The organism is Lamprobacter sp., assembly GCF_034860625.1.
Classification (GTDB): domain Bacteria; phylum Pseudomonadota; class Gammaproteobacteria; order Chromatiales; family Chromatiaceae; genus Lamprobacter.
In genome coordinates this window covers 62774-88045 of record NZ_JAYESN010000005.1, presented here as the reverse complement: position 1 = coordinate 88045, position 25272 = coordinate 62774, and the positions used below count along the sequence as shown (strand labels likewise).

28 protein-coding genes are annotated in these 25272 nt (G+C 62.5%); 10 read left to right on the top strand and 18 right to left on the bottom strand.

Annotated features, from left to right (window positions below; all coding sequences use genetic code 11):
- Positions 1–24 precede the first annotated feature (24 nt).
- Complete coding sequence (locus tag VBE63_RS02590) at positions 25–642, top strand: hypothetical protein (protein ID WP_323681430.1); 618 nt, start codon at positions 25–27, stop codon at positions 640–642.
- Positions 643–992: 350 nt separating this feature from the next.
- Here the strand turns inward: VBE63_RS02590 and trpE are convergent, their stop codons facing one another.
- The 18 genes from trpE to kdsC form a co-directional block, all read right to left on the bottom strand.
- Positions 993–2534, bottom strand: coding sequence for an anthranilate synthase component I (gene trpE, locus VBE63_RS02585; RefSeq protein WP_323681429.1), 1542 nt, complete (start codon positions 2532–2534; stop codon positions 993–995).
- Between the two features lie 81 nt (positions 2535–2615).
- A complete protein-coding gene (locus VBE63_RS02580; protein ID WP_323681428.1) occupies positions 2616–3296 on the bottom strand; it encodes a phosphoglycolate phosphatase in 681 nt (226 codons plus the stop codon).
- Positions 3297–3309: 13 nt separating this feature from the next.
- Positions 3310–4008, bottom strand: a complete 699-nt coding sequence (gene rpe, locus VBE63_RS02575) for a ribulose-phosphate 3-epimerase (RefSeq protein ID WP_323681427.1) — start codon at positions 4006–4008, stop codon at positions 3310–3312.
- 73 nt (positions 4009–4081) lie between these two features.
- Positions 4082–5314 carry a hypothetical protein gene (locus tag VBE63_RS02570; RefSeq protein ID WP_323681426.1) on the bottom strand — a complete coding sequence of 411 codons (1233 nt, stop codon included), beginning with the start codon at positions 5312–5314 and terminating at the stop codon, positions 4082–4084.
- A gap of 49 nt (positions 5315–5363) precedes the next feature.
- Positions 5364–6725, bottom strand: a complete 1362-nt coding sequence (gene mgtE, locus VBE63_RS02565) for a magnesium transporter (protein ID WP_323681425.1) — start codon at positions 6723–6725, stop codon at positions 5364–5366.
- Positions 6726–6866: 141 nt separating this feature from the next.
- Positions 6867–8447, bottom strand: a complete 1581-nt coding sequence (locus VBE63_RS02560) for an AmpG family muropeptide MFS transporter (protein WP_323681424.1) — start codon at positions 8445–8447, stop codon at positions 6867–6869.
- Positions 8448–8507: 60 nt separating this feature from the next.
- The gene (gene ptsP / locus VBE63_RS02555) at positions 8508–10256 is read right to left on the bottom strand and encodes a phosphoenolpyruvate--protein phosphotransferase (RefSeq protein ID WP_323681423.1); all 1749 of its coding nucleotides are present in this window, start codon (positions 10254–10256) and stop codon (positions 8508–8510) included.
- Entirely contained in the window at positions 10253–10522 is a 270-nt protein-coding gene (locus VBE63_RS02550; RefSeq protein WP_323681422.1) for an HPr family phosphocarrier protein, read from the bottom strand. The genes ptsP and VBE63_RS02550 overlap by 4 nt, the downstream gene beginning before the upstream one ends.
- Complete coding sequence (locus tag VBE63_RS02545; RefSeq protein WP_323681421.1) at positions 10519–10920, bottom strand: PTS fructose transporter subunit IIA; 402 nt, start codon at positions 10918–10920, stop codon at positions 10519–10521. Before VBE63_RS02545 ends, VBE63_RS02550 begins: the two co-directional genes overlap by 4 nt.
- The gene (rapZ, locus tag VBE63_RS02540) at positions 10917–11783 is read right to left on the bottom strand and encodes an RNase adapter RapZ (RefSeq protein ID WP_323681420.1); all 867 of its coding nucleotides are present in this window, start codon (positions 11781–11783) and stop codon (positions 10917–10919) included. Before rapZ ends, VBE63_RS02545 begins: the two co-directional genes overlap by 4 nt.
- 43 nt (positions 11784–11826) lie before the next feature.
- Complete coding sequence (gene hprK / locus VBE63_RS02535; protein ID WP_323681419.1) at positions 11827–12801, bottom strand: HPr(Ser) kinase/phosphatase; 975 nt, start codon at positions 12799–12801, stop codon at positions 11827–11829.
- Positions 12802–12819: 18 nt separating this feature from the next.
- Positions 12820–13272 (bottom strand): PTS sugar transporter subunit IIA, encoded by a 453-nt coding sequence (locus VBE63_RS02530; protein ID WP_323681418.1) that lies wholly within the window; start codon positions 13270–13272, stop codon positions 12820–12822.
- 198 nt (positions 13273–13470) lie between these two features.
- Complete coding sequence (hpf, locus tag VBE63_RS02525) at positions 13471–13833, bottom strand: ribosome hibernation-promoting factor, HPF/YfiA family (RefSeq protein WP_323681417.1); 363 nt, start codon at positions 13831–13833, stop codon at positions 13471–13473.
- Positions 13834–13888: 55 nt separating this feature from the next.
- The gene (locus tag VBE63_RS02520) at positions 13889–15376 is read right to left on the bottom strand and encodes an RNA polymerase factor sigma-54 (RefSeq protein ID WP_323681416.1); all 1488 of its coding nucleotides are present in this window, start codon (positions 15374–15376) and stop codon (positions 13889–13891) included.
- A 107-nt stretch (positions 15377–15483) separates the two neighbouring features.
- A complete protein-coding gene (lptB, locus tag VBE63_RS02515) occupies positions 15484–16209 on the bottom strand; it encodes an LPS export ABC transporter ATP-binding protein (protein ID WP_323681415.1) in 726 nt (241 codons plus the stop codon).
- Positions 16209–16751: a lipopolysaccharide transport periplasmic protein LptA gene (gene lptA, locus VBE63_RS02510; RefSeq protein WP_323681414.1), complete on the bottom strand. Its 543-nt coding sequence runs from the start codon at positions 16749–16751 to the stop codon at positions 16209–16211. The genes lptB and lptA overlap by 1 nt, the downstream gene beginning before the upstream one ends.
- A 31-nt stretch (positions 16752–16782) precedes the next feature.
- A complete protein-coding gene (gene lptC / locus VBE63_RS02505) occupies positions 16783–17406 on the bottom strand; it encodes an LPS export ABC transporter periplasmic protein LptC (RefSeq protein WP_323681413.1) in 624 nt (207 codons plus the stop codon).
- Entirely contained in the window at positions 17387–17914 is a 528-nt protein-coding gene (kdsC, locus tag VBE63_RS02500) for a 3-deoxy-manno-octulosonate-8-phosphatase KdsC (RefSeq protein ID WP_323681412.1), read from the bottom strand. The genes lptC and kdsC overlap by 20 nt, the downstream gene beginning before the upstream one ends.
- 71 nt (positions 17915–17985) lie before the next feature.
- Here kdsC and VBE63_RS02495 point away from each other — a divergent pair, with 71 nt between their 5' ends.
- The 9 genes from VBE63_RS02495 (at position 17986) to hisD (ending at position 25238) form a co-directional block, all read left to right on the top strand.
- Entirely contained in the window at positions 17986–18579 is a 594-nt protein-coding gene (locus VBE63_RS02495) for a hypothetical protein (RefSeq protein ID WP_323681411.1), read from the top strand.
- Positions 18580–18739: 160 nt separating this feature from the next.
- Positions 18740–19552, top strand: a complete 813-nt coding sequence (locus VBE63_RS02490; RefSeq protein ID WP_323681410.1) for an ATP-binding cassette domain-containing protein — start codon at positions 18740–18742, stop codon at positions 19550–19552.
- Between the two features lie 11 nt (positions 19553–19563).
- A complete protein-coding gene (gene mlaE / locus VBE63_RS02485; protein WP_323681409.1) occupies positions 19564–20343 on the top strand; it encodes a lipid asymmetry maintenance ABC transporter permease subunit MlaE in 780 nt (259 codons plus the stop codon).
- A 4-nt stretch (positions 20344–20347) separates the two neighbouring features.
- Complete coding sequence (mlaD, locus tag VBE63_RS02480; protein WP_323681408.1) at positions 20348–20818, top strand: outer membrane lipid asymmetry maintenance protein MlaD; 471 nt, start codon at positions 20348–20350, stop codon at positions 20816–20818.
- Complete coding sequence (locus VBE63_RS02475; RefSeq protein ID WP_323681407.1) at positions 20815–21417, top strand: ABC transporter substrate-binding protein; 603 nt, start codon at positions 20815–20817, stop codon at positions 21415–21417. The genes mlaD and VBE63_RS02475 overlap by 4 nt, the downstream gene beginning before the upstream one ends.
- 4 nt (positions 21418–21421) lie before the next feature.
- The gene (locus VBE63_RS02470) at positions 21422–21793 is read left to right on the top strand and encodes an STAS domain-containing protein (protein WP_323681406.1); all 372 of its coding nucleotides are present in this window, start codon (positions 21422–21424) and stop codon (positions 21791–21793) included.
- Entirely contained in the window at positions 21786–23042 is a 1257-nt protein-coding gene (murA, locus tag VBE63_RS02465; RefSeq protein ID WP_323681405.1) for a UDP-N-acetylglucosamine 1-carboxyvinyltransferase, read from the top strand. Before VBE63_RS02470 ends, murA begins: the two co-directional genes overlap by 8 nt.
- An 82-nt stretch (positions 23043–23124) precedes the next feature.
- Positions 23125–23793 (top strand): ATP phosphoribosyltransferase, encoded by a 669-nt coding sequence (hisG, locus tag VBE63_RS02460; RefSeq protein WP_323681404.1) that lies wholly within the window; start codon positions 23125–23127, stop codon positions 23791–23793.
- Between the two features lie 122 nt (positions 23794–23915).
- Positions 23916–25238, top strand: coding sequence for a histidinol dehydrogenase (hisD, locus tag VBE63_RS02455; RefSeq protein WP_323681403.1), 1323 nt, complete (start codon positions 23916–23918; stop codon positions 25236–25238).
- Positions 25239–25272: the final 34 nt, after the last annotated feature.

Here is a 25272-nt window from a genome sequence, read left to right as displayed (position 1 = left end):
GAGCGCGCCGAGGCCGCCGCCCGAGTGACCTCGAATCAGGCCCGTGGGGTTCGTAACATGGGTGCTGGCGCAACGATTCTCGGCATCGGACAAAATCCCGCATCGGCCGCCGAGGTGGACCGATTCGTGCTGCTGGGTCTCTCCGGGCGCACGCAAGAGAACCTGCCCTGGGTGTTACGAGGCGACTGGTCGGCACTGGCCAAGGACTTGCCGGAATCGCGCTTCGCCTACTTCGAGCGCCTGCTGGCGGGCTATGTCATCTTCTACACGGCGGCCCGCACCCGTGATGTTGTGACCGACTGGTGCCGGTTGCTAATCTGCTCTGGATGCCGATCTTTTGGACGGTACGGATACTCACCTCGGGGCGCATCCGACCGCGCTTTGGCCGCTGGGACATCGCCCGCACTCAGAGACTGTCCAGGAAGGGCGGTCTATCAGAGTGGTACGCGCATCGCGACCACCGCGGCACCGGTCCCAGCGATCAGCCTTGATCCGCAGGCCTATCAACCGCCGACGCTGCGTCACGGAGCCATATCGCCGGCGCGTTTACAGCTCGATCCGCATAGCGTCGTTCCGCTGCCCCTCGCGTCAGCCGGCCTTGATGCTCAGACGCTGTCGGCTTGCTCGCACCGATACTTTTAGGCAAAGGATTCGGCAAGGCTTTAGCCTCCATGTCGCCAACTTCGCTGCACAGCGGGTGCGCCGATCACGACCAGGCAAACATTCCGTGGTCGCCAAGAACATGAAGGACTGGGAATATCCTTTCCACCACCGAAGAGGATTCGATGATGCAACAGATGGAGCCTTCTGCGGGACGGCAAGCAAGTCGGACGCGCTTGCGCCGGGTGGATTTGCCCAGAGGGTCCAATTGGAGCTGGCGATAGCCCCAGGGAATTCTTGCAGCAAGCTGCTGCAGAATTGTCTTGTCCAGCCAGCGCAGCGAGATTGTGCATCTAGGCGAGGTTACACGCGGAGAAGCGTCCAACCTGAAGTTAAATGCCATCACGACGCCCAGACTCAGGCTCCTCAGCCGCTGCGGCAGCACCAGCGACACAGGGCTGACGCTCAATACCGGCCTCGGCCATCGCCACGGCGCGGAAGATCGCTCGCCCCTTGTTCATGGTCTCTTTCCATTCCAGCTCCGGCACCGAATCAGCGACGACGCCGGCTCCGGCTTGGATGTGCAGCTGGCCGTTCTTGATCACGGCGGTACGGATCGCGATCGCCGTGTCCATGTTGCCGTTGAAGGCCAGATAACCAACCGCGCCCGAGTAGATGCCGCGCTTGATCGGCTCGAGCTCGTCGATGATCTCCATCGCCCGGATCTTGGGCGCACCGGAGACGGTGCCGGCCGGGAAAGTGGCGCGGAGCACATCCATCGCGCTCATGCCGGCCTTGAGCTGGCCGGTGACGTTGCTGACGATGTGCATCACATGCGAGTAGCGCTCGACGATCATCCGGTCGGTGAGCTTGACGCTGCCGATCTCGGCGACGCGACCACAGTCGTTGCGGCCCAGATCGATCAGCATCAGATGCTCGGCGAGTTCTTTCGGATCGGCGAGGAGCTCCTGTTCGAGCGCCTGATCCTCATCCTCGGTATAGCCGCGACGGCGAGTGCCGGCAATCGGGCGCACGGTGACCACGCCATCCTCGAGCCGGGTCAGGATCTCGGGTGAGGAGCCGACGATCTGGAACTCACCGAGATTCAGAAAGTACATATAGGGTGAGGGATTGAGCCCTCGCAGTGCGCGATAGAGATCGAGCGGGCGCGCCCGATAGGGGATCGAGAGCCGCTGCGAGAGCACTACCTGCATGCAGTCGCCCTCGAGGATGTAGTCCTTGATCCGCTCAACCGCCTGCTTGTAGCCCGCTTCGGTGAACCCAGAGACGAAATCGGTCTCGTCGATGTGGCGGCCGCCGGCGCTTGGATCGCGCGGAGCGCCCCGCTGCATACCATGCACTAACTCATCGATCCGCCGCTGGCCAGAGTCAAGGGTATCGCCGACGCTTGGGTCCAGATGCACGATGATGTACATCCGCCCCTGCAGGTTGTCGAAGACCACGACCTCCTCGGACAGCATCAGCAGGATGTCGGGCGTATCCATGGCATCGGGGTTCGGACAGGGATCGAGCCTCGGCTCGATATAGCGCACGCTGTCATAGCCGAAGTAGCCGACCAGCCCACCGGCGAAGCGCGGCATGCCGAGATGCTCGGCAACCTTGAAGCGCTGCTGAAAGGCCTCGATCCAGGCTAGGGGATCGGCGGCCTCGGCCTCTTCGACGATGGCCCCATCACGTTCGATGATGATGCGGTGGCCATAGACCTTCAGCACGCTGCGGCAGGGCAGACCGATGATCGAGTAGCGGCCCCATTTCTCGCCACCCTGCACGGACTCGAACAGATAGCTGTAAGGCGCATCCGCCAGCTTCAGATAGCAGCTCAGCGGGGTATCGAGGTCAGCCAAGACCTCGCAGATCAGCGGGATGCGGTTATGACCCTGCGCGGCGAGGGCGTGGAGATTCTCGGGGGTCATCGGGCGGACTCCAGACGATACGGAAAACCAAGGGCGGGCTCGAATCCTTGGATGACCTGAGCAACAGCCTCGGCATTCGTCTTACCCGCGCTCGAGTAAACCATCAAGCTCGGTGAAGGAGTCGATCACGGCATCCGGCTCAGCGGTGAGGATATCCTCACCGTGGTTGTAGCCATAACTCACGCAGATAATGCTGAAACCGGCTGCACGCGCCGCTTTTACATCGCTGACCGAGTCACCGAGCATCAGCGCCGCCGAGGGCTCAACACCGAAGTGTTCCGCAGCATGCAGCAACGGCACCGGGCTCGGCTTCTTCTCCGGCAGGGTATCGCCGCTGACCACCAGCTCGAACGCGTCGCGAATGCCGACTGCAGCCAACAAGGGTTCGGTGAATTGGGCCGCCTTGTTGGTCACACAGCCGAGTCGATAGCCGCGCGACCGCAGCAGATCCAGTCCCTCGCGCACGCCGGAATAGGGTCGCGAGCGCACCGAGATGTTCTCGGCATAGAGCTCGAGGAAGATTGGCAACGCGCGGTCGATATCGGCCGCGTCTGGCTCACCCTCAAGCTGACCGATCAGCGCCCGGGCCACCAGACGCTCGACGCCATTACCCACCCACTGCCGCACTGCGCGCTCGCCCCGTGGTGAGCGCCCAAGCCGGACCATCATTTCATCGACGCAATAGGTCAGGTCCGGCACGCTATCCACCAGCGTGCCATCGAGATCGATCAGGACCATACCGGGACGGAAGGGGAACTGCATGAAGGCGTTGCCCTCAGCGACCCGCGCCGGCCAGGGCCTCGCGCATCTGACGGATGATGCCGTCGTAACGGTTCGGGTCGCTGTCCTGACCCTTGCCGAAGATGCCCGAGCCGGAGACGAAGGTATCGGCGCCGGCGGCCTTGATCTCGGCGATATTGTCGACCTTAACGCCTCCGTCGATCTCGAGCCGGATGTCGCGGCCGCTGGCGTCGATCATCGCGCGAGCCTCACGCAGCTTATCCAGCGCCGAGGGAATGAAGCTCTGACCACCAAAGCCAGGGTTCACCGACATCAGCAGCACCATATCGATGTTGTCCAGCTCGTACTTCAGATAGTCCAGCGGCGTGGCGGGGTTGAAGACGAGCCCGGCCTTGCAGCCCTCAGCCTTGATCAACTGCAGGGTGCGGTCGACATGCTCGCTGGCCTCGGGATGAAAGGTGATGTAGGTGGCACCGGCCTTGGCAAAGTCAGGGATGATCCGGTCGACCGGCTTTACCATCAGATGCACGTCGATCGGCGCTGTGACACCGTGCTTGCGCAGCGCATCGCAGATCAGCGGACCAATGGTGAGATTGGGCACGTAATGGTTGTCCATCACATCGAAATGGACGATGTCGGCGCCCGCGGCGAGCACATTGTCGACCTCTTCGCCGAGACGTGCGAAGTCAGCCGATAGGATGGACGGGGCGATCAGGTCTTCTGCTGCGGCCATGGGAAGCCTCCGGTTAGCGGCATCGAGCAGACAGCCTCGTGCCAGACAGGAAAAAGACGCTCAGTGTAGCGGATCAGAGGGCTTTTTTCACCGCATCAACGATCGGCAAGGCCTCGATCCGACGGTCGATCTCGTTGATCAGTATTCGATACGCGGGGTCATCGCCACCGCCGAAGTCACGCTCAAAGATCGCGCGCGACATGCTCTCTGGCAGCCAGTCGACAGCAGGCATGATGTCGGCCTGGCTGAGACCACGGCGTGCTTGCGCTTGCATGCGACGCGCCGCCTCGGGATCAGCGGTTGCCAGCTGAGCAAACCGAATCCCGGCACGATTCGCCGCGATATCTTTGAAGCTAAAGCCGCTTGACCCCTTCGCATCATCCAGTTCTTTTGCAAACCCGATCAGATTGGCAAGGCGACTCCCACCCTGCAAGAACAGCGCACCTGAGGTGAAGAAATGTTGGGCGATATCCTTGCGGCCTCGCATGCTCAGCCTGATCGGGCGCGGAGGTGGGGAACCGCTAGGATCTGGCAGCGAACGCCCGTTCACATAGAGCGCCAGCGCCAGGATCAGGGCCCGATTCTCGTCGACGGGGTCCGGGGCATCGGCTGGCACCGCAGCGAGCAGCGCTGACAACAGCTCAGCGGCATCGATCCTGCGCCGATTCGTGCGCAGGATGCTCAGGTCGGCAAGCCGTCGTTGGGCCACCAAGATCGAGGTCTTCGTGCCCGAGGTCAGGACGGTCGCAAGCCAATCAATACCGGTGCCCGTCGGCTTGAAGGCTTGCCATCGAACCGCCTCCGGAGTGAAGACGATCCCTTGCGGCATGACTGGCAGATCCATCGCAGCAAGCAGCTGATCGACAATCAGCTCGGTGAGGGCTGGTGGCAGCTTCAGGCTGCCGACTTGAACAGCCTCCACGGCTAGTTGCCCATCCGGCGCGACCAGCCGCGCGCGCAGATTGAGCCAGCCTTCCAGCGCATTCGGCAGGCGCAAGGCGAAGCGAATCTCGGCGCTGCCTTCGTCAAGATGCATCTGTAGGCGGCTATCAGGGATCGACTCGGCTAGGAGCGCCGATAAAATATTGAGGTCTGCCGGAGTCATGCTGATCGATTCAGCCTCCTCTCCATCAGCCTCCATGAACCCTCGCTGCAACAGCTCCATGCCCCAGCGCCGCTGCTCAGCACTGATGACCGGCATCGACTGCAGGCTCGGCTCGGCGTCGCGCAATAGGCCGAGCAAGATGAGCGCGCCGATGACGAGCAAGAACAGCAGCCCGAACAGCGAGGACATCAATCGCAGCATCGCGGACCTTCATCAATTAGGGGTTCATGGGGTGATGGTTGCGGTGCGGTCAAAGCAAGAACATCGTCGCAAGGCCAAGGAAGCTGAGGAAGCCAATGACATCCGTGACGGTGGTCAGGATGACGCCACCGGCTAAGGCCGGATCAACACCCAAGCGGTCCAGCAGCAAGGGCAGCAGTGCGCCCGAGAGCACCGCGGCAAGCACGTTGATGATGATCGCAACGGCGATGATCAGCGCGATGCCGCTGTTGCCGAACCAAAGCCAGGCGATGCTGGCGATAACCAACGCCCAAAGCAGTCCATTGAGAACGGCAACCGCCATTTCTTTCGAGACCAGCCAGCGGATATTTTTTGCCGAGAGCTGCCCAAGCGCGATGCCACGGATGGCCAGGGTCAGCGTCTGGGTGCCGGCGATGCCACCCATGCTTGCCACAACTGGCATCAGCACGGCAAGCGCGACGACTTTCTCGATAGTCGCCTCAAACAGACCGATCACCCAAGCAGCAAGGAAGGCGGTCATCAGGTTGATCCCGAGCCAAACGGCGCGCCGACGCGCGCTGAGCAGCACCGGCGCAAACATGTCTTCACCCTCGCTGAGGCCGGCTTGACCAAGAAACTGATGCTCGGCCTCCTCGCGGATCACATCCATCACGTCGTCGACGGTAATGCGCCCGAGCACCCGGCCCTCAGGGTCGATCACCGGTGCCGAGACCAGGTCCAGTTGCTCGAACCGGTTGGCCACCTCGCGCGCCTTGGTCTCGGCGGCAATCGGCTGAACGTCCAGCGTCATTACCTCGGCCACCGAGTCGTCGGGGTCATTGGTGAGCAGATCGGTGAGATACAGCACACCGAGGTAACGACCCTGGCGGCTGACCACGATCAGATTATCGGTCAGCTCGGGCAGCCTGTCCTTGCGCCGCCTGAGATAGCGCAGCACCACGTCGAGGGTCACTTCAGGCCGGACCGTGACCACATCCGGATTCATCAGCCCGCCGGCACTGTCTTCCGGATAGCTCAGCGCGGTCTCCAGGCGCTCCCGGCGCTGCTCATCGAGTGAGCTCAAGACCTCCGAGGTCACCCTGGCCGGCAGGTCCTGCACCAGATCTGCCAGGTCGTCAACGTCGAGGCCCTCAGCCGCCGCCAAGATCGCGGTCGCATCCATGCCGCGCAGGATCTCATCGCGCACATCATCATTGAGGTACAGCAACACCTCGCCTTCGGCCGCATCGTCCACCATCTGCCAGACGAGCTTACGCTGCCGTGGCGGCAGCGACTGCAGCACATGGGCCATCTCAGCCGGATGCAGCGCGTTGAGCATCCTTGTGGCCTTGCGTACAGAGCCGCTCTCGAGCACCTGATGGAGCCGATCGATGCGGTCAGTCTCTGAATGGGTCTCGACAGGCTCAGTCATGCAACAGGTCTCGGGCAGCGGCGGCGCGGCATGAGAGCCGCGAGCAGGCTTGCAGTGTACCGAGAATCCCGCGGATCTCGCGAGCCGAGCAGGCGCTGAGCAGCAGCTTCCTTCCGATCAGCCCGAAACGCAGGTTGCTCTTTAGCCAGGCTGTTCGCGCAACGCCAGCTTGCGCCCAGCGAGCCACACCAATAGCAACACCGGCACGCCAATCAGCGTCGTGAAAATAAAGAAGCCGGGATAGCCGATGCCATCGACGATCGAGCCCGAGTAGCCGCCCAGCACCTTCGGCAGCAGCGTCATCAGCGAACTGAAGATCGCGTACTGGACGGCGGTGAAGGAGACGCTGGTCAGACTCGACAAGAACGCAACGAAGGCCGCGCTTGCCAGCCCGGCGGCGAGGTTATCAGCGGCAACGGTGAGATAAAGCAGCGGTACATTGTGTCCGGCATAGGCCAGTGCGACGAAGATCAAGTTGGTCAAGGCCGAGAGGACCGCGCCCAGCATCAGGATGCGCATCACGCCGAAGCGCGTCGCCATCAGCCCGCCGATGAAGCCGCCGGCAATGCTCACGACAACGCCGAAGGTCTTTACCGCTTGGGCGATCTCGGGCTTGGTAAAACCCAAGTCCTGATAGAACACGTTGGCGATCACGCCGAGCACGATGTCTGAGATCCGGTACAGGCCGATCAGCGCCAGCAGCAACAGCGCTGTGGACAACCCATAGCGACGAAAGAAATCCAGCACCGGCGCCACCCAAGTCTGGCGCGCCATCTCGCGATTGACCGCGCCGAGGGCGACCAAGGCCCAACCGACCAGCCCGGCGATGCCAAGCGCAAGCGCAAAGTGCAGGGCCTCGAACAGGAAGGCACCGATCGGGCCGCCACCGGTCGCCAGCTTGAGCGCGGCAACTGTGCCGCTGGTGAAGAAAAAGGTGGCGGCAAAGGCCGCGACCGCAAGTAGAAACACCAACACCAGGCGCGCGTAGTCAAAGGGGCCATAGGCATAGACATCGAGGCGCTCGACCTTGGGCTCGGGCACCAACAGCGTCGTCGCAACGCCGATCAGCATGGTCGCGGCCATGATCAGATAGGTCAGCCGCCAGGCTTCGTAAGAGTACTGCTCCATCGACGACAGGAAGGCTGCGGCAAGGAACAAGGCCCCGGCGCCGCTCGTCACCATGCCGATGCGATACCCGGCGATATAGGCTGCGGAGAGCATGCCCTGCAATGCAGGCGGCGCGATCTCGATGCGGTAGGCATCGATGCAGATGTCCTGAGTCGCGGCCGAGAAACCGAGCATCACCGCCGCCAGGGCCATCAGCAGCAGACTCTGCTGGCCTTGGGCCGGGTCGACCGAGGCCATCAGCGCGATGGCCGAAATGATGGCGATCTGCGAGAGCAGCAGCCAGCCACGTCGACGCCCGAGACGGCGCGTTAGCCAGGGCAAGGGTAGCCGATCGACTAGCGGCGCCCAGATGAATTTGAACGAATAGCCGAGCGCGGCCCAGCTGAAGAAGGTCACCGCACCACGCTCGACCCCGGCCTCGCGCAGCCAGAGCGACAGCGACGAGAAGATCAGCAGCAGCGGAATGCCGGCGGCAAAGCCGAGGAAGAGCATGGTCAGCACGCGCGGATCGCGCAAGGCACTAAGACCTTTGCGCCAGCTCCGACGCTCTTTATCGGCGTTCGTGGAAGACGCGGAAGTGTCGCTGGTCGTCATTGGCTGGTTACAGCTCCGGCAATGGAGGTCGAGCTCGGTTGGCGCGCCATGCTAGCCGAATTAGTCGTTCGCGACCTCGTTGACGGCGTCCAAGAGCTGCATTGGGGTCAAGTCGTCGAGGCGGTCCATGAGTTGGTCCATGCGGGTGCTGACGCGACCAACATCGCAACGCCGCACCACCTCTTTGACCTCGAGCAGGGAGGCCGGCTGCATGCTCATCTCGCGCAGCCCCAGACCGAGCAGGATGGCTGTGTAGCGCGGATCGCCGGCCATCTCGCCACACATGCTGACACGGGTGCGCGACTCGGCGGCGCTGCTGAGCGTGTAGCGAATCAGCCGCAGCACCGCGGGATGTAGGGGTTCATAGAGATAGTTGACGCTATCATCGACGCGATCGATGGCCAGCGTGTACTGGATCAGATCATTGGTGCCGATCGACAGGAAGTCGACGCGTTTGGCAATGCCGCCGGCACAGAGGGCAGCGGCTGGAACCTCGATCATCGCGCCCACTGGCATCAGCGGGTCGAATGGCAGTCCCTGGCGACGCAGGGTGCGCCGGGTCTCGGCGATCATCCCGAGCACGGTCTCGACCTCAGCGATCGAGGAGATCATCGGCAGCATGAGCCGCACCGGGCCCTGCGCCGACGCCCGCAAGATCGCGCGCAGCTGCGGTACAAATAGGCCTGGCTCGCGCAGACACAGCCGAATGGCGCGCAGGCCGAGTGCCGGATTGGTCAGGCTCGCGGAGTTGCCAGCGAGACCATCGACCTGCTTATCCATACCCAGGTCGAGGGTACGAATGGTCAGTGGGATGCCATCCAGGCCGCGCATCACATCGAGATAGGTGGCCAGATGCTCTTCTTCATCCGGCAGTCCGATGCGATTCATGAACAGAAACTCGGTGCGGTAGAGCCCGACGCCGGATGCGCCGCTGGAGCGGACGGCCTCAACATCCTCGGGCAGCTCGAGATTGGCGAGCAGGACCACCGGCACGCCATCGCGACTGGTGGACGGCTCCCGCACCAGTTCGCGCAGCCGGTGCCGACGTTGATCGGCACTGACCAGGCGCCTGCGATAATGAGCCAGGATGCTCTCATCGGCGCCTGCTAGAACGGTTCCGCTCTCGGCATTGACGACCAGGAGCTCATCTTGGCGCAGCAGATGAGTCGCATTGTGCACCCCGAGGACGGCCGGGATATCGAGACTGCGAGCCAGGATCGCCGTGTGCGACATCGGACCACCGTGTTCGATCACGAAGGCACAGATGCCGCGATGTCGCAGCAGGATGGTATCGGCAGGGGTCAGGTCATCGGCGACGATGACCCGATCTTTGAGGTCGCTCGCGGAGATCGATTGCGCCGAAGGCTCGCCGCTGAGGAAGACCTGGATCTGGCGCACAACATGGTCGACGTCATCACGCCGGGTGCGCAGATAGGCGTCGCCCATGGCGTCGAAGACCTCGACCAGGGTATCGCGCTGGATCTGTAGGGCCCAGCCCGCGTTGATGCTGCGCTCGCGGATCAGATCGCGGGTGGCGTCGACCAACGCCGAATCCGTCAGCATCAACAGATGCGCGTCGATGAACTCAGCAATATGCAGCGGCGTTGAATCCGGGATCTGACAACGAACCGACTCGAGGTGTCGTCGCGCGCACTCGAGTGCGGCATCAAGCCGCGCGACCTCCGCCTCGATCTGATCTTGATCGATCTCCTCGGTAACGACCGTCGGCTCACGGGCAAACAGCTGGGCACGACCAATCGCGACCGGTCGCGAGCCACTGACGCCAACCCCCAGCAGCGCGGTAGTCACTCACCCTCTCCGAAACGATCGGCCACCAAGGCCTCGAGCGCGTCGGCCGCCTGCTCGGCGTCGGGCCCCTCAATCTCAACCCTGATCCGTGTGCCGCAGGCCGCTGCCAGCATCATCACCCCCATGATGCTCTTGCCATTCACTCGGCGACCCTGACGCTCGACCTGGACATGGCTCGCAAAGCGGCTGGCACAGGTGACAAATTTGGCGGCGGCACGGGCGTGAAGCCCCAGCCGATTAATGATATCGAGCTCTCTGTGGATCATGACGGCCTTCCCTCATGACAGCGAAACACACCATCACGACCACCGCTCAGCGCCTTCTCCGCGAGCGCCGCCAGCTCGAGCTGACAGTAGTTGAGCACACGGACCAACATCGGCAAATTGACCCCGCTGAGCACGCGGACCTGTTGGCGACCGCAGAGCGCATCGGTGATATTGGCGGGCGTCGAACCGTAGAGGTCGGTCAAGACCAAGAGGCCGGCGCCATCATCCAACTGCTCGGCATACTGCAGAATCTGCCGACGCAGCTGGTCGGGATCATCCTGCTCGTGCACGTCGATCGCAATCGCGGCCAGGGGGCAACAGCCAAGCATGCGGGTCGCGGTTTCCAACAATTCCGCACCGATTCGGTTGTGGGTGATCAATAAGACGCCAACGCTCATCCCAGCTCCCGATGACGCACCAAGATCGGGCGCCCCTGCGCCTCGAAGTGTCGATGCAGGGCCTCGACCATATACACCGAGCGATGGCGGCCTCCCGTACAGCCGATACCGATGGTCAGATAGCTGCGGCCGTCGGTCTCGAAACGCGGCACCCAGCGGTCGAGAAAGGCGATGAGGTCATCGCGCATTTGCATCGCCTCAGGTGAGCGTTCCAGGAAATCCGCCACCGCTTGGTCCATCCCCGTCAGCGGACGCAGTTCTGCCTGCCAGTGCGGATTCGGCAGGCAACGCAGGTCGAAGACGAAGTCGGCTGCGGTGGGAATGCCGTTCTTGAACCCAAACGACTGTAGCAGTACCGGCGCCTGACCACGACCCTTGCGGTTCAGATTATCCCGCACCAGCTCTTTTAATTCATGCACATTGGTGCTGGAGGTATCGATCTGTGTGGAAGCGACTTCGCGCAGCGGCCGCAGCAGGCGACGCTCGAGCTCGATGGCCTCGGCTAAGGGGCGCTCGGACCCGGTCAGCGGATGCTTACGCCGGGTCTCGCTGAAGCGGGTGACGAGGGTCGGCGTATCGGCTTCAAGAAAGATGACGCGGATCGCAATGTCCTTTGCCGACAGTGCCTCAATCACCCCCGGCACCTGAGCGAGTAATGCAGGGCCACTGCGCGCATCAATGCCGATCGCTGTCCCGGCGCGGCCATCCCCGCCCTCAGGGCGAGTCTCCTTCAGCCCCAACGCCAGGTCATGCAGTAGGAACAGGGGCAGATTATCGATACAGACATAGCCGATATCTTCAAGCGTGCGCAGCGCGACGCTCTTGCCTGCCCCTGACAGGCCGCTGATGATGATGAGTTCCATGCCTAACATCCGTTAGTCGACAGGAGCCGCATCGATTGCTGTGCTAAATGGACGGCGACGGGGTAACACATGGGGCATTCTCGTCGATGGAACGGGCTTGCCGATCGATCAGATCGACGCCAGCATCATAGCCGCGCAACCGAAGGATTTGGTTGCGCACCGCGGTTTCCAGCAGCACCGCCAGGTTGCGACCAGGGGCTACCGGTAGGGTGACCTCAGGAACCGACACGCCCAGGATATGGCGCGCAGAGAGACTCCCTCGCAGGCGGTCCATCTGCGCCAACGCGTCTCCATCGAACGACCGCATACTGACGATCAAGTTCAGATGCTCTCGCCGCTGGACCGCACCCTCGCCAAACATCGCACGCACATTGAGCACCCCCAGTCCGCGAACCTCCAAAAAGTCTCGGAGCAGTGCTGGGCAGCTACCCTCTAGGGTCTCGGGACCAATGCGCGCGACCTCGGGCGCGTCGTCGGCAATCAACCGGTGTCCACGCACCACCATCTCGAGCGCCAGCTCACTTTTGCCAATGCCCGGGTCGCCGACCAAGAGCACGCCCATACCGAGCACATCCAGAAAGACGCCGTGCAGGGTGGTGCGCTCGGCCAGCGCGTAAGTCAGGAAATATTGCAGCCGGTCAACGATCTCCTCTTCAGCATTCGGCGAGGAGAGCAGCGGGGTACCGGCCTGTCGAGCACGGGCGAAAAAGCCCGGCGGCGGATCGATGTCCTGAGCAAAGATCACCGCCGCGGGCTCGGCGGCAAAGAGCCGATCAAGAATGTCGCGGCCCGCGGCCGGACTCAAGTCATGGAGATGACGAATCTCAGCCCCGCCTAGAACCTGCAGGCGATTAGGATGGATGCAGTTGAGCGAGCCGACCAGACTCTGGGCCGCCCCAGCGAGTGAGTCCGTATTGACCAGGGCGCGCGGCTGATCCGGTATGGGGGTTAGCCAACGCAGCCCAAGCCTCGGCCCGAGGTGCTCAATCAGGCCTTGCAAGGTATCGACGGGGGGCATCTGTGCGACGAGCCAGCCTTAAGCGTGACGCTGCAATAAGTCCAGCAACGTACTGGCATCATCGGCAGCCCGAAGTGCCGCGCGCAGTTGCGGATTGCTAAAGCGCTCGGCAAGGCTCGCCAGCAGATTCAGATGGGCATCGGTTGCCTCCTGTGGCACCAATAGGCCAAAGGCGAGGTCAACCGGACGATCATCCGGCGCATCAAAGCTGACGCCCTGGCTCAACTGCACGAAGGCGCCAATGGCCGTGTCGATGCCTTGGATGCGCGCATGCGGAAGCGCGATGCCCTCGCCTAAGCCCGTGCTACCGAGCCGTTCGCGATCGTTCAACAGGTCGAAGACAGAGGCTGAAGAACACTGCAGACCCGCACTCGCCAAGAGCTCGGCCAAGGCCTCCAGCAATCGCTTCTTGCTCGTGACCTCGACACGACAGCGGATGCGCGGCTCAGTAATCAGGCTGGGGGGAAACATCGACCGTCGCTCCAAATAAAGTGATCTTCGCATGCAGGACGCAGTACGGCCTGGTTGGATAAGGACAACAACGGCAGAGGCATCAGCCTAGCAGCATCGCAAAGGAGGCCGGAGCGCCTCACATCCCGCTCCGGCACAGTCATTGACCAGACGCTCATCGCTGCAAGCAGCCTGAGCATCGCTCAGTGCAGTGGCGTCTCATAGATCATCCTGCTCATCGTCTAGCTCACCGCTGACCGTCTCCCCTTCGGCAGCCGTCTTGGTGGCGCTACCGCGATGACTCTGGCGCTTCTCCTTATACTTCAGCACCTGGCGATCGAGCTTGTCGATCAGCCCATCAATGGCCGCATACATGTCTTCATGAACGGCATCGGCGAAGACATCGGCGCCATTCATGTGGATGCGGGCCTCGGCCTTCTGCCGTAGTTTCTCGACGCTCAGGATCACATGCACTTTGATCACGTGATCGAAGTGGCGCTCTAGGCGCTCGAATTTGCTCTCGACGTAGCCTTTCAGCGGTTCGGTAATATCGACATGATGGCCCGTGAGGTTGATTTGCATTGCGTCACTCCTGGGTTTGCAGGCGAGCCTTAGCGGCAGACATTCAGCGCTGCAGCTAAAGGCGCTTGCGCTCATTCGAGGGTGGGATACCCATTGCCTCGCGGTACTTGGCGACAGTACGTCGCGCGACATTGATCCCCTGTTCGGACAGGATGCCGGCGATCTTGCTGTCGCTCAGCGGTTTGTTCGCCGCCTCGGCGGCGACCAGCTTGCGGATAAAGGCACGAATCGCGGTCGAAGAGCATTCTCCGCCCGATGCCGTGCCGACATGACTGGAAAAGAAATATTTGAACTCCAGCGTACCACGCGGCGTATGCATGTACTTCTGCGTGGTCACGCGTGAGACGGTCGACTCGTGGAGCTCGAGCGAGTCTGCGACATCTCTGAGGATCAGCGGACGCATGGCCTCCTCGCCGTACTCGAAAAAATCGCGCTGTAGCTCGACGATCTTCGCCGCCACTCGCAGCACCGTATCGTTGCGGCTGAGCAGACTCTTGATAAACCAACGGGCCTCCTGCAGATGCGTCTTCAAGCAAACATTCTCGGCCCCATCATCGGCGCGCCGGATCAGCTTTGCATAGTCTTCGTTCACTCTCAGTTTAGGCTGAGTTTCAGGATTTAGCTCGACTTGCCACACACCAGCCTGCTTACGCACCAACACATCAGGAATCACATAGTCTGTCCGATGGTCACTGATCAGGGAGCCTGGCCGCGGCTGCAGCGACCGGATCAGCGTTAACGAGCGCGCCAGATCAAGGTCGGAAAGCTTGGTGTGACGGCGCAATTCATCCAGATCGTTGCGCGCCAGCGCGTCGAACAAGCTGTCGCAAATCTTCAGCGCACCCGCGCGATCTGGCGTCTCCGGCGGCAGCTGGCGTAGTTGCAGCAACAGGCATTCGCGCGGATCGCGAGCACCAACCCCAGCGGGATCGAGGGCCTGAATGCCATGCAGCACGGCCTCGATCTCGTCGAGCTCGAGATCCTCCAGATCCAGCGTCTCAAGCAGCTCGGCGGGATCGAGCCGAAGATAGCCATCCGCATCGATCGCATCGATCAGCGCCTCGGCGATCAGGCGGTCACGCGCCCCAAGGCGGCCCAGATTGAGCTGCCACTCGAGATGGTCGTGCAGCGTCTGTGGTTTCGACTGCTGCGCAAAGAGGTCGACATCGCCAGACGCGCTCGACCCAGGGGAACCTGAAGGGCCGGCATACTGGGCGCCAGGATCACTGTCGAAGGTATCACTCCACTCGCTGTCGAGCGCCAGATCATCGGGCAGCGTGCTCGATTCAGCGGGAACCTCGGCATCGACGGAGGCATCGGTCTGTGCTTGGCGCAACTCAGCAGTCTCGCCAGCGGTGTCCCCCGCATCCTCTCGCCCAACCTGATCTTCGTCCGAGGTCTCCAGCATCAGATTAGACTCGAGCGCGTCTTGGATCTCGCGCTGGAGGTCGAGCGTGGAGAGCTGCAACAGCTTGATGGCTTGCTGGAGCTGCGGCGTCATGGTCAGCTGCTGACCAAGACGGAGCTGGATGCTTTGCTTCATTCCGAGCGGCTATGCGGGTACAAAAGGCCTTATTGGCTTGCAGTCTAGACGAAAAGGTGGCTCAGTCGCAGCGCCAAGCTTAGATCTCCTGGTTTCTACCAAGGTCTTCAGAGTCGAAAGTGCTCGCCAAGATAGACCGCCCGCACCTGCGTATCTTGCAGCAACACCGCCGGCGCTCCGCTGGCAATGACTCGGCCGGCGTTGATGATATAGGCCCGGTCGCAGATGTCGAGCGTCTCCCGAACATTATGATCGGTGATCAGCACAGCAATCTCACGATCGCGTAAATGACTGATAATTTGCTTGATATCGCCTACCGCGATGGGATCGACCCCAGCAAAGGGCTCATCAAGCAGCATGACCTTGGGCTCAACCGCAAGCGCGCGCGCGATCTCGAGCCGCCGGCGCTCACCACCGGAGAGGCTGAGCGCAAGTGAATCGGCCACATGGCCAATGCCCAACTCATCAAGCAGCTCGTCGCAGCGCTGCCGGCGATCCTCGCGGCTCGTGTCGTCGCGCATCTCGAGTACCGCCATCAGATTATCCCGAGCCGAGAGTTTACGGAAGACCGATGGCTCCTGTGCCAGATAGCTGAGACCCCGCCGCGCTCGCGCGTGCATTGGCCGATGGGTGATGTCCTCGGCATCGAGCCTGATGCGACCAGCGTCAGCGCCGACGAGCCCGACGATCATGTAGAAACTGGTGGTTTTACCGGCCCCGTTTGGTCCCAGCAGGCCCACGACCTCACCGGCATCGACAGCCAGATCAACACCATCAACCACGCGCCGTCGTCGATAGGTCTTGGCCAGCGCACGCGCCTCGAGGATCGCCATCAGGGAGCCGATGCTGGCCGTGAAGCGGGCTCCGACTCGGGCTCGATCCGAATCTTCACTCGCTCGCGGCCTTGGGCGCTGCTACCCGCAGTCACGCGCTTGGTGATCCGATTGTAGACGATGCGATCGCTCGCAAAACGGTCCTCGCCTTGGATCAACACCGCCTCATCGATCAGGGTCAGCTGTTCGCGGTCAGCCTCGTACTCCATCCGCAGCGCGCGGCCTTTGACCTCTTCCGGATCATCATCAAGCAGCTGCCGATAACGCACCGGTTGACCGATTGCGATGATCTTCTCAGCACGGCGGTCTGGCTTGTGATGCACAAGCACCTCGTCGGCCTGGATGAACAGGCTGCCCTGGGTGACCTCGACATGGCCGATGTAGAGGCTGGTCAACTGTTTCTCGTCGAGCTCTGCGGCATCAGCCTCGATATACATCGGCTGATACTGATCCGACTCGAGCGCGCTCGTGGAGGTCGCCGTTGCCAACGCCAGACCTAACAGCAGAGTCCGCCCCCAACCGCAGCATTGCTTCGGGCTCATGACCCTCTCCTCATCGTGCATTCATCCTGCATCATCGTCGTTGAGCGGCGTCATCATCACCAGCCAGCGCCGCGCGAGCGCGTCCAAACAGCTGAATGCGAGTCGCGCTACCGAGCCAGGCGCGTAGGCCATCGGTCGCGCTGATCCAATCCTGCTCGCGCTCGATCTCGACGAAATGACTGGTCTCGGCGTAGTCGAACTGCGGCAGAAACAAGAGCTCGCTGGTCCGCAGCTCGATCGGCGCCGAGTCCGCTGTTGCTGCTCGCTGCAGCCGGACATCTTGCTCCAGCAGGATCTCATCGCCGCTCGCGTTGATCCAGGCCAGTACCGAACGCGCTCGCAGGTCTGGACCATCATCGTCATGCACCAGGAGCACAGGATCATCTAGCTCACTGCTTCCATCGTCCGCGTAGTGCCGCAGACGACGCGCGTCAAGACGCCGATAAGGCATACCCTTGTTATCCAGGCTGAGGGCGCGAAGCCCTTCCACGACATAGTCGGGGCGACGGTCGCCACCGGCCCTAGGGCCTTGGCCCGGATCGCGTGCCGGCAGCAGCCACCAGGACAGGAGGCCGGTGACCACCAAGAGCACCGCCAGCCAGCGCTCGCGCCCAGCGCCCAGCGCGACGGGTCCATCAGCAGCTCGCATAACCATCGAATAGGGCCTCAAGCTTTCCCTGGGCCTCGAGCAACCCTTCACAGACCTCACGCGCGGCGCCGCAACCGCCGGGCAATCGCGTCTGCCAGTGCGCGTATTGCTTCACCAGCGGATGCGCATCCGCAACAGCAATCGCCAAGCCCACCTGCCGCATCACAGGCAGATCAACGACATCATCTCCCACATAGGCGATCTGCGCGTGCTCGAGCCCGCAGACTTGGCGCAGCGCATCATAGGCAGGGCGTTTATCGCGCTGGCCTTGGTAGATATGCTCAACCCCCAAGCTTTCCATGCGAATACGCACCACTTCCGACTGGCGCCCGGTGATCACCGCCATCGCGATACCCGCCTGGCGCAGCATCGCCATGCCGTGGCCATCGCGCGAGTTGAACGCCTTGTATTCCTGACCATCGTCGCCGAGAAAAAGGCTGCCATCGGTCAGCACCCCGTCGACATCAAAGACCACCAGTTCGATTGCTTTGGCGCGCGCCTTGTAGTCGGTCATTGGTTCTGGCTCTCCACGCAAGTGTAACCATGCGGCTTTAACCATGCAGCTTTCCGCCCTATGATACGCGGATGCGTGACACAACGATGGTGACTTGCCGCGGCTGGGGGGATTTGGCCGATAGTGACCAATTCTATCCGAGCGATCTGCCCGAGGATTGGCGGCTGAGCTATTTTGCCAACGACTTCCGCGCCACTGTGCTGCCAGCCATGCTGTGGACGAGGGCGGACCCTCGGGAGGTGGCGCAATGGTCCGAGGATGTGCCTCCAAGCTTTCGCTTCGCCGTCGAACGCCGGTCCATGCAGCCGTCGCCAAACGCCGCCCCAGGACTAGAGCCTGAGGCTCAACTCCAAGCACTCGGCGCAAGACTCGATGGTTGGCTCGAACCCATTGCGCAAGCGTCCCAGACGACAACAACGCCCGACGCAGCCCAGTATCTGCGCTATCAGTATCAGCACTCGACGCCACAGGCCACCAGCCCCACCGATCAGTATGCCGTCCTCGCCCCAGCTGAGCTTCATCGCGACCTGCGCCGGGCACGGGACTGGCTGAGCGCGATGACTGAACGTCAGGGTCGCGCCCCGCGCTTAGTGATCTTGGCCCGACCGAGCAGCAACGCGCTCATGGCCTGGCAGGAATTGTTGGATCTCCTTGGGCTGAGTTAGCAGGTCAAGCCGCTCAGCGCGGCCACGTCCTTGACGCTGTGGGGGGAGGCCGCGAGAATGCCGGGCTTTGGATCGCCGCCTAAGCACGGACTTTCATCTAATGGCACCAGCCCTTTCAGAGACTGCAGCCGCCCCGCAGACCAGGGCCGAGGCATTCGCGATGGCCGAAGACCAGACACTAGTGCGCGTGCGCGGTCTGCGCTTTTGCCATGGAGAACGCTGTATCTTCGATGGCATCGATCTCGACATTCGGCGCAACCTGGTCACGGCGATCATGGGCCCAAGCGGAACCGGCAAGACGACCTTGCTGAAGCTGATCAGTGGCCAGCTACAGACAGATGCTGGAACGATTGAAGTAGACGGCCAGGCCATTCAGTCATTGAGCCGCACTGAGCTGTACCGATTGCGCACCCGGATGGGCATGCTGTTTCAGAGTGGCGCTTTACTGACGGATCTGAACGTGTTCGAGAACGTCGCCTTCCCGATTCGCGAGCATGCCAAGTTGCCAGCGTCGATCCTTCGCAAGCTGGTGTTGATCAAGCTCGAAGCGGTCGGACTGCGTGGCGCGGCAACGCTCATGCCGAGCCAGCTCTCCGGCGGCATGGCGCGACGCGTCGCACTAGCGCGGGCAATTGCCTTGGACCCGATGATGATCATGTACGACGAGCCCTTCACCGGCCAGGACCCCATCTCCATGGGGGTCTTGGTGTCGCTGATCCGGCAACTGAACGATGCCAGCGGTCTCACCAGCATCATCGTCAGCCACGATGTCACCGAGACAGCCAGCATCGCCGATTACCTATACATCATCGCCAACGGACAGATCATGGCGGCGGGCACGCCGCAAGAAGTCGCCGCTAATGAATCCGCTTGGGTGCGGCAATTCATAGACGGCGAGCCGGATGGCCCTGTGCATTACCACTACCCGGCCGAGACGCTGGAGCAGGACCTGCTCCAGGGCGTCCGCCACTGAGCGTCGCCCCGATGTTCGACGCGTTGGCGAACCTCGGGCGCGCTGGACTCGCCATCTTAGCGAGCCTAGGCCGTGCTCATTTGCTGTTGCTCGGCATCCTCGGCGGCCTGCCCTCGATGCTGACTCGCCCGCGCTTGCTGTTGGCGCAGATCTATCACATCGGCGTGCTCTCGCTCTTGATCATCATCGTCTCGGGCCTCTTCGTCGGCATGGTACTCAGCCTGCAGGGCCACTATGTGCTCTCGCAATTCGGCGCCTCGGAGAGTCTTGGCGTCATGGTCGCGGCCTCACTGGTCCGCGAGCTCGGACCGGTGGTCACGGCACTCTTATTCGCCGGCAGAGCCGGTTCTGCGCTGACCGCGGAGATCGGCTTGATGAAAGCAACGGAACAGCTTTCCGGTCTGGAGATGATGGCCGTCGACCCGGTCAAACGGGTACTAACGCCGCGCTTCTTCGCCGGTCTGATCTCGATGCCGCTGTTGGCCGCCTTGTTCAGCGCCATCGGCGTGATCGGCGGCTGGTTCGTTGGTGTCGGTCTGCTCGGTGTCGACGACGGCGCCTTCTGGGGGCAAATGCAAAGCAAGATCGACTTTGATGAAGATCTGGTCAACGGCGTGATCAAAAGCTTAGTCTTCGGTCTAGTCGTGACCTGGATCGCGCTCTATGAGGGCTATGATTCGAGCCCGACCTCAGCCGGTGTCAGTCGCGCCACCACACGCACCGTGGTGCAATCGGCGCTTGCGGTGCTGGGGCTGGATTTCATTCTCACTGCATTGATGTTCGGAGCCTGAAGCTATGGCAGCGAGTCGCCTGAGCGAGATCCTAGTCGGTGCCTTCATGGCACTCGGCTTCGTCGCGCTGTTCTTCTTGGCCATGCGGGTCAGCAACCTCAGCACGGCCGCCACCAGCGAGGGCTATATCCTCACCGCCAAATTCGACAACATCGGTAGCTTGCGCGTGCGCGCACCGGTCAGCATGGCTGGTGTCAGACTTGGCCGGGTCGAGGCGATCGACTTCGATCAGGAGACCTTCCAGGCCCTAGTGACCTTACGCATCGAGGACCGCTACGATCAGATCCCGAACGACACCTTTGCCAACATCTACACCGCCGGGCTGCTCGGTGAGCAATATATCGGCCTAGACCCCGGCGGCAGCCCAGACTCACTCGGCGACGGCGATCGCATCGAATTCACACAATCGGCCTTGGTACTCGAACAGATGATCGGACAATTTCTCCTAAGCAAAGCAGAAGGGGGTGGCGAATGAGACGGCTCCTGATCGTTGGCATCTTACTGCTAACCTGCCCCCTCCATAGCATTGGCGCCGAGCCGTCGGCGACGCAGCTGGTTGAGCGCACCGCCGACAAGATGCTCAGCACGCTCGAACATCGGCGGGCCGAAGTCGAGCGCAAGCCACAGCTCATCAACGAGCTGGTGGACAGCATCTTGGCCCCACACTTCGACTTCGAGCAGATGACCCGGCTGGCCGTCGGCCGCGACTGGCGTAACGCGAGCCCAGAGCAACAGCAGCAGCTCACCGATGGCTTCCGCAATCTCCTGGTGCGGACCTACGCCAGATCGATCATGAAATACTCGGGCCAGGACATCGTCTATGAGTCCGCACGCCCTGGCACGCGCTCTGGCACCCTGGTGGTGCCGACCGAGGTCCGCGACCCTGGCAGCGCGCCAATTCCAATCGACTACTACTTGCTCGAGCGTGGCCGCAGCTGGCAGGTCTATGACGTGGTCATCGATGGCGTCAGCATGATCTCCAACTATCGCAGCCAGTTCCGCAGCACGATCGCCACCTCAGGCATCGATGGCCTGATCGAACAGTTGCGTGCGAAGACCGCTCGCGGTGCCTGAGTCCGTGCTTGATCGCAAAGCAAGACAGACGACAGCCGATCAGACGGCGACCCTCACCGAGGTTGGCCCAGGTCAGTTCGCACTACAGGGATCGCTCTCGCTCAGCAGCATACCCGCATTGGCGCGGCAGGGCGGGCGGATGCTTAAAGCCATGCGCGCCGAGCATCCGCGCGAGCCCGTCGTGGTCGTCATCGACCTCAGTGGTGTCAATCGCAGCAGCAGTGCTGGAGTTGCACTGTTGCTCGACTGGGTAGAGCAAGCCGTCCGCGATGGGATCAGCCTCCGCTTCCAGCACTGGCCGGAGGCAATGGTTCGCATCGCCACCTTCTCGAACGTCGAGGATCTCCTCGGCATCGAGGCTGCGCAGCATGGATAAGCTCCTGATCAGCGGCGGCGCGCGTCTCGATGGCGAGGTCCGTGCCTCCGGCGCCAAAAATGCGGCCTTGCCGATCATGGCGGGCACCCTGCTGGCCGATGGCATCTGCTCGCTCTCTAACGTCCCTCATCTGCGCGACATCACCACCACCATGGAGCTGCTCGGGCGGCTTGGGGTGCAGCTGACCGTGGACGAGCGCATGGGCATTCAGGCCGATGCCCGCCAGGTGACCAGCATCGAGGCGCCTTATGATCTGGTGAAGACGATGCGCGCGTCGATCTTAGTGCTCGGCCCGCTATTGGCACGGTTCGGCGCGGCCGATGTCTCGCTGCCCGGTGGCTGTGCGATCGGTGCCCGCCCAGTGAATATCCATCTCGAGGGGCTGCGCGCGATGGGCGCCGAGATCCGAGTCGAGAACGGCTTTGTGCATGCGCGAGCCAAGCGCTTACAGGGCGCCCACTTCGTGATGGAGATGGTCACCGTGACCGGCACCGAGAACCTGATGATGGCGGCCACGCTCGCCAACGGCGAGACCCTGCTCGAGAACGCCGCACGCGAGCCCGAGGTGGTAGATCTAGCGCTCTTCCTGAACCAAATGGGTGCGCAGATCAGCGGCGCCGGCACCGATACCATCCGCATCCAGGGCGTCGAGCGACTCGACGGCACCAGCTACGCGGTGATGCCGGATCGGATCGAGACCGGCACCTATCTGGTCGCCGCGGCGATGACCGGCGGGCGTGTGCGGGTGCTCGACACGCGCGCCGATCTGCTCGACGCGGTACTGATGAAGCTGCGCGAGGCTGGTGCTCGAGTCAGCGCCGGCGAAGGCTGGATCGAGGTCGATATGCAGGGCAAGCGGCCGCGCGCGGTCGATATTCAGACCGCACCGCATCCGGCCTTCCCGACCGACATGCAGGCCCAATTCTGCGCCCTCAACAGCATCGCCAAGGGGACCGCCATGGTGAAGGAGACGGTGTTCGAGAACCGTTTCATGCATGCGCTCGAGATGCAGCGCATGGGTGCCGATATCCGCATTGAAGGCAATGTCGCGATCTGCCGCGGGGTTGAGCGGCTGACCGCCGCGCCGGTGATGGCGACCGATCTGCGCGCCTCGGCCAGCCTAGTGCTCGCCGGTCTGGTCGCTGAGGGCGATACACTGATCGATCGCATCTACCATATCGATCGCGGCTACGACAATATCGAAGAAAAGTTCGCCACCCTGGGTGCCGTGATCCGCCGCGTGCATTGATCCGCCCTAGCCTCTGCTGATCTCTGCCCGACCCCTTGCTGATCTCCCCTGACCCGTCCAGTTGCCGAGAGTGACCATCGCTATGTCCGACGACCCAAGGCTCACCATCGCGCTCTCCAAGGGACGCATCTTTGAGCAGACACTGCCCTTGCTCGAGGCCGCTGGGCTTCAGGCGACGGAAGACCCAGAGACCAGCCGCAAGCTGATCCTGGATACCAATGATCCGCGCGTGAAGCTGGTCATCATCCGCGCCAGTGACGTGCCGACCTATGTGCAATACGGTGCCGCCGACCTCGGCGTCGCCGGCAAGGACGTCCTGCTCGAGCATGGCGGCGAAGGACTCTACGAGCCGCTCGATCTGCGTATCGCCTGCTGCCGGCTGATGGTGGCTGGCCGCCCCGACACCGCGTTGGTGCCACCGCCGGCGCGTGGCCGGCTGCGGATCGCGACCAAGTACGTGCGCAGTGCCGAGCGCCACTTTGCCGCCAAAGGCCAACAAGTCGAGATCATCAAGCTCTATGGCTCGATGGAGCTCGCACCCTTAGTTGGGCTCTCAGACCTGATCGTGGATCTGGTCGAGAGCGGCGGTACACTCAAGGCCAATGGGCTGGTGCCGATCGAGCACATCAGCGACATCAGCTCGCGCTTGATCGTCAACAAAGCCTCTTGGAAGATGAAGCATGGTCGCGTGACCACACTCGTCGAATCCCTGCGGGAAGCGGTCGAGGCCCAGGCCGCCGCCGGCCGATAACGACGCGTCATCAACCGCAAAGCGGATAGAAACCAGCTCCCTGAGCACAAACACCCTGGCAAAGTTGGCGGGCTTAGGCTGCTTGAGCCAAAGATGGACAGGGACCAACACAGAATTGCAGCATGACTAAGATCACTCACCCCAGGATCGCTCGTCTGAGCACCACGGATGCGGATTTCGACGCCCGCCTAGACGCCCTTCTCGCCTGGGAGTCCGTTTCGGATGCCGGCGTGAAGCAGACCGTCGAGACCATCATTGCGGACATTCGTCAACGTGGTGATGCGGCGCTGATCGACTACACCGCGCGCTTCGACCATTGGCAACCTGAGAACGCCGCTGCCCTTGAGCTGGATCAGGCCCGGCTCAGCCAAGCGCTGGAACAGATCCCTCGGGTTCAGCGCCAAGCCCTCGAGGCCGCAGCCGAGCGCATCCGCGCCTATGCCGAGCATCAGCGCCTGCAGAGCTGGGAGATCACCGACGCCGAGGGTAATCTGCTCGGCCAAAAGGTCAGCCCGCTCGATCGCGTCGGACTCTATGTGCCCGGAGGCAAGGCGGCTTATCCCTCATCGGTGCTGATGAACGCGCTGCCGGCCAAGGTCGCTGGCGTGCCCGAGCTGGTGATGGTGGTGCCGACCCCTGGCGGTGAGCTCAATGAGTTGGTTTTAGCCGCAGCCGCCATCGCCGGCGTTGATCGCGCCTTCGCCGTTGGCGGTGCGCAAGCCGTCGCCGCCCTCGCCTACGGCACGGAGAGGGTTCCAGCTTGCGATAAGATCGTCGGCCCCGGCAACATCTATGTCGCCACCGCCAAGCGCGCCGTGTTCGGTCAGGTCGGCATCGACATGGTCGCTGGCCCCTCCGAGATCCTGATCCTCTGCGACGGCGAGACCGATCCGGATTGGATCGCCATGGACCTATTCTCGCAGGCCGAGCATGACGAGGACGCGCAATCGATCCTGATTGCCTGGGATCTTGAGTATCTGGATCAGGTCAGCGCCAGCATCGAACGCCTGCTGCCGCAGATGGAGCGCAGCGAGATCATCGCCCAAGCCCTGAATGCACGCGGCGCGCTGATCCTCGCCCGCGATCAAGACCAGGCCGCCGAGGTCGCCAACCGCATCGCGCCCGAGCATCTGGAGCTGTCGGTCGCCGAGCCTCGGGCGCTGGCCGAGAAGATTCGCCATGCCGGCGCCATCTTCATGGGGCGCTACACTGCTGAGGCCCTTGGCGATTACTGCGCCGGGCCAAATCACGTACTGCCGACCTCGCGCACCGCCCGCTTCTCATCCCCCTTGGGGGTCTACGACTTCCAGAAGCGCTCGAGCCTGATCATGGCCTCAGCGGCTGGTGCCGCAGCGCTCGCCGGCACCGCCTCAGCGCTCGCGCGTGGCGAGGGCCTGACCGCGCACGCCCGCTCCGCCGAGTATCGAGGCGCCAGTCAAACATAATCTTTCCACCGATTTCCACAGGATAGAGCGGCCA

What these genes read in the sequence shown, in the direction of transcription:
- rpe (WP_323681427.1), bottom strand. Translation starts at nt 4,008, where the DNA reads ATGGCCGCAGCAGAAGACCTGATCGCCCCGTCCATCCTATCGGCTGAC.
- hisG (WP_323681404.1), top strand. Translation starts at nt 23,125, where the DNA reads ATGTCCGACGACCCAAGGCTCACCATCGCGCTCTCCAAGGGACGCATC.
- mlaD (WP_323681408.1), top strand. Translation starts at nt 20,348, where the DNA reads ATGGCAGCGAGTCGCCTGAGCGAGATCCTAGTCGGTGCCTTCATGGCA.
- VBE63_RS02580 (WP_323681428.1), bottom strand. Translation starts at nt 3,296, where the DNA reads ATGCAGTTCCCCTTCCGTCCCGGTATGGTCCTGATCGATCTCGATGGC.
- lptA (WP_323681414.1), bottom strand. Translation starts at nt 16,751, where the DNA reads ATGAGCCCGAAGCAATGCTGCGGTTGGGGGCGGACTCTGCTGTTAGGT.
- VBE63_RS02490 (WP_323681410.1), top strand. Translation starts at nt 18,740, where the DNA reads ATGGCCGAAGACCAGACACTAGTGCGCGTGCGCGGTCTGCGCTTTTGC.
- murA (WP_323681405.1), top strand. Translation starts at nt 21,786, where the DNA reads ATGGATAAGCTCCTGATCAGCGGCGGCGCGCGTCTCGATGGCGAGGTC.
- hprK (WP_323681419.1), bottom strand. Translation starts at nt 12,801, where the DNA reads ATGCCCCCCGTCGATACCTTGCAAGGCCTGATTGAGCACCTCGGGCCG.
- VBE63_RS02495 (WP_323681411.1), top strand. Translation starts at nt 17,986, where the DNA reads ATGCGTGACACAACGATGGTGACTTGCCGCGGCTGGGGGGATTTGGCC.
- VBE63_RS02545 (WP_323681421.1), bottom strand. Translation starts at nt 10,920, where the DNA reads ATGAGCGTTGGCGTCTTATTGATCACCCACAACCGAATCGGTGCGGAA.
- VBE63_RS02550 (WP_323681422.1), bottom strand. Translation starts at nt 10,522, where the DNA reads ATGATCCACAGAGAGCTCGATATCATTAATCGGCTGGGGCTTCACGCC.
- kdsC (WP_323681412.1), bottom strand. Translation starts at nt 17,914, where the DNA reads ATGACCGACTACAAGGCGCGCGCCAAAGCAATCGAACTGGTGGTCTTT.
- VBE63_RS02570 (WP_323681426.1), bottom strand. Translation starts at nt 5,314, where the DNA reads ATGCTGCGATTGATGTCCTCGCTGTTCGGGCTGCTGTTCTTGCTCGTC.
- lptC (WP_323681413.1), bottom strand. Translation starts at nt 17,406, where the DNA reads ATGGTTATGCGAGCTGCTGATGGACCCGTCGCGCTGGGCGCTGGGCGC.
- hpf (WP_323681417.1), bottom strand. Translation starts at nt 13,833, where the DNA reads ATGCAAATCAACCTCACGGGCCATCATGTCGATATTACCGAACCGCTG.
- VBE63_RS02475 (WP_323681407.1), top strand. Translation starts at nt 20,815, where the DNA reads ATGAGACGGCTCCTGATCGTTGGCATCTTACTGCTAACCTGCCCCCTC.
- VBE63_RS02560 (WP_323681424.1), bottom strand. Translation starts at nt 8,447, where the DNA reads ATGACGACCAGCGACACTTCCGCGTCTTCCACGAACGCCGATAAAGAG.
- trpE (WP_323681429.1), bottom strand. Translation starts at nt 2,534, where the DNA reads ATGACCCCCGAGAATCTCCACGCCCTCGCCGCGCAGGGTCATAACCGC.
- rapZ (WP_323681420.1), bottom strand. Translation starts at nt 11,783, where the DNA reads ATGGAACTCATCATCATCAGCGGCCTGTCAGGGGCAGGCAAGAGCGTC.
- VBE63_RS02530 (WP_323681418.1), bottom strand. Translation starts at nt 13,272, where the DNA reads ATGTTTCCCCCCAGCCTGATTACTGAGCCGCGCATCCGCTGTCGTGTC.
- mgtE (WP_323681425.1), bottom strand. Translation starts at nt 6,725, where the DNA reads ATGACTGAGCCTGTCGAGACCCATTCAGAGACTGACCGCATCGATCGG.
- lptB (WP_323681415.1), bottom strand. Translation starts at nt 16,209, where the DNA reads ATGGCGATCCTCGAGGCGCGTGCGCTGGCCAAGACCTATCGACGACGG.
- hisD (WP_323681403.1), top strand. Translation starts at nt 23,916, where the DNA reads ATGACTAAGATCACTCACCCCAGGATCGCTCGTCTGAGCACCACGGAT.
- mlaE (WP_323681409.1), top strand. Translation starts at nt 19,564, where the DNA reads ATGTTCGACGCGTTGGCGAACCTCGGGCGCGCTGGACTCGCCATCTTA.
- VBE63_RS02520 (WP_323681416.1), bottom strand. Translation starts at nt 15,376, where the DNA reads ATGAAGCAAAGCATCCAGCTCCGTCTTGGTCAGCAGCTGACCATGACG.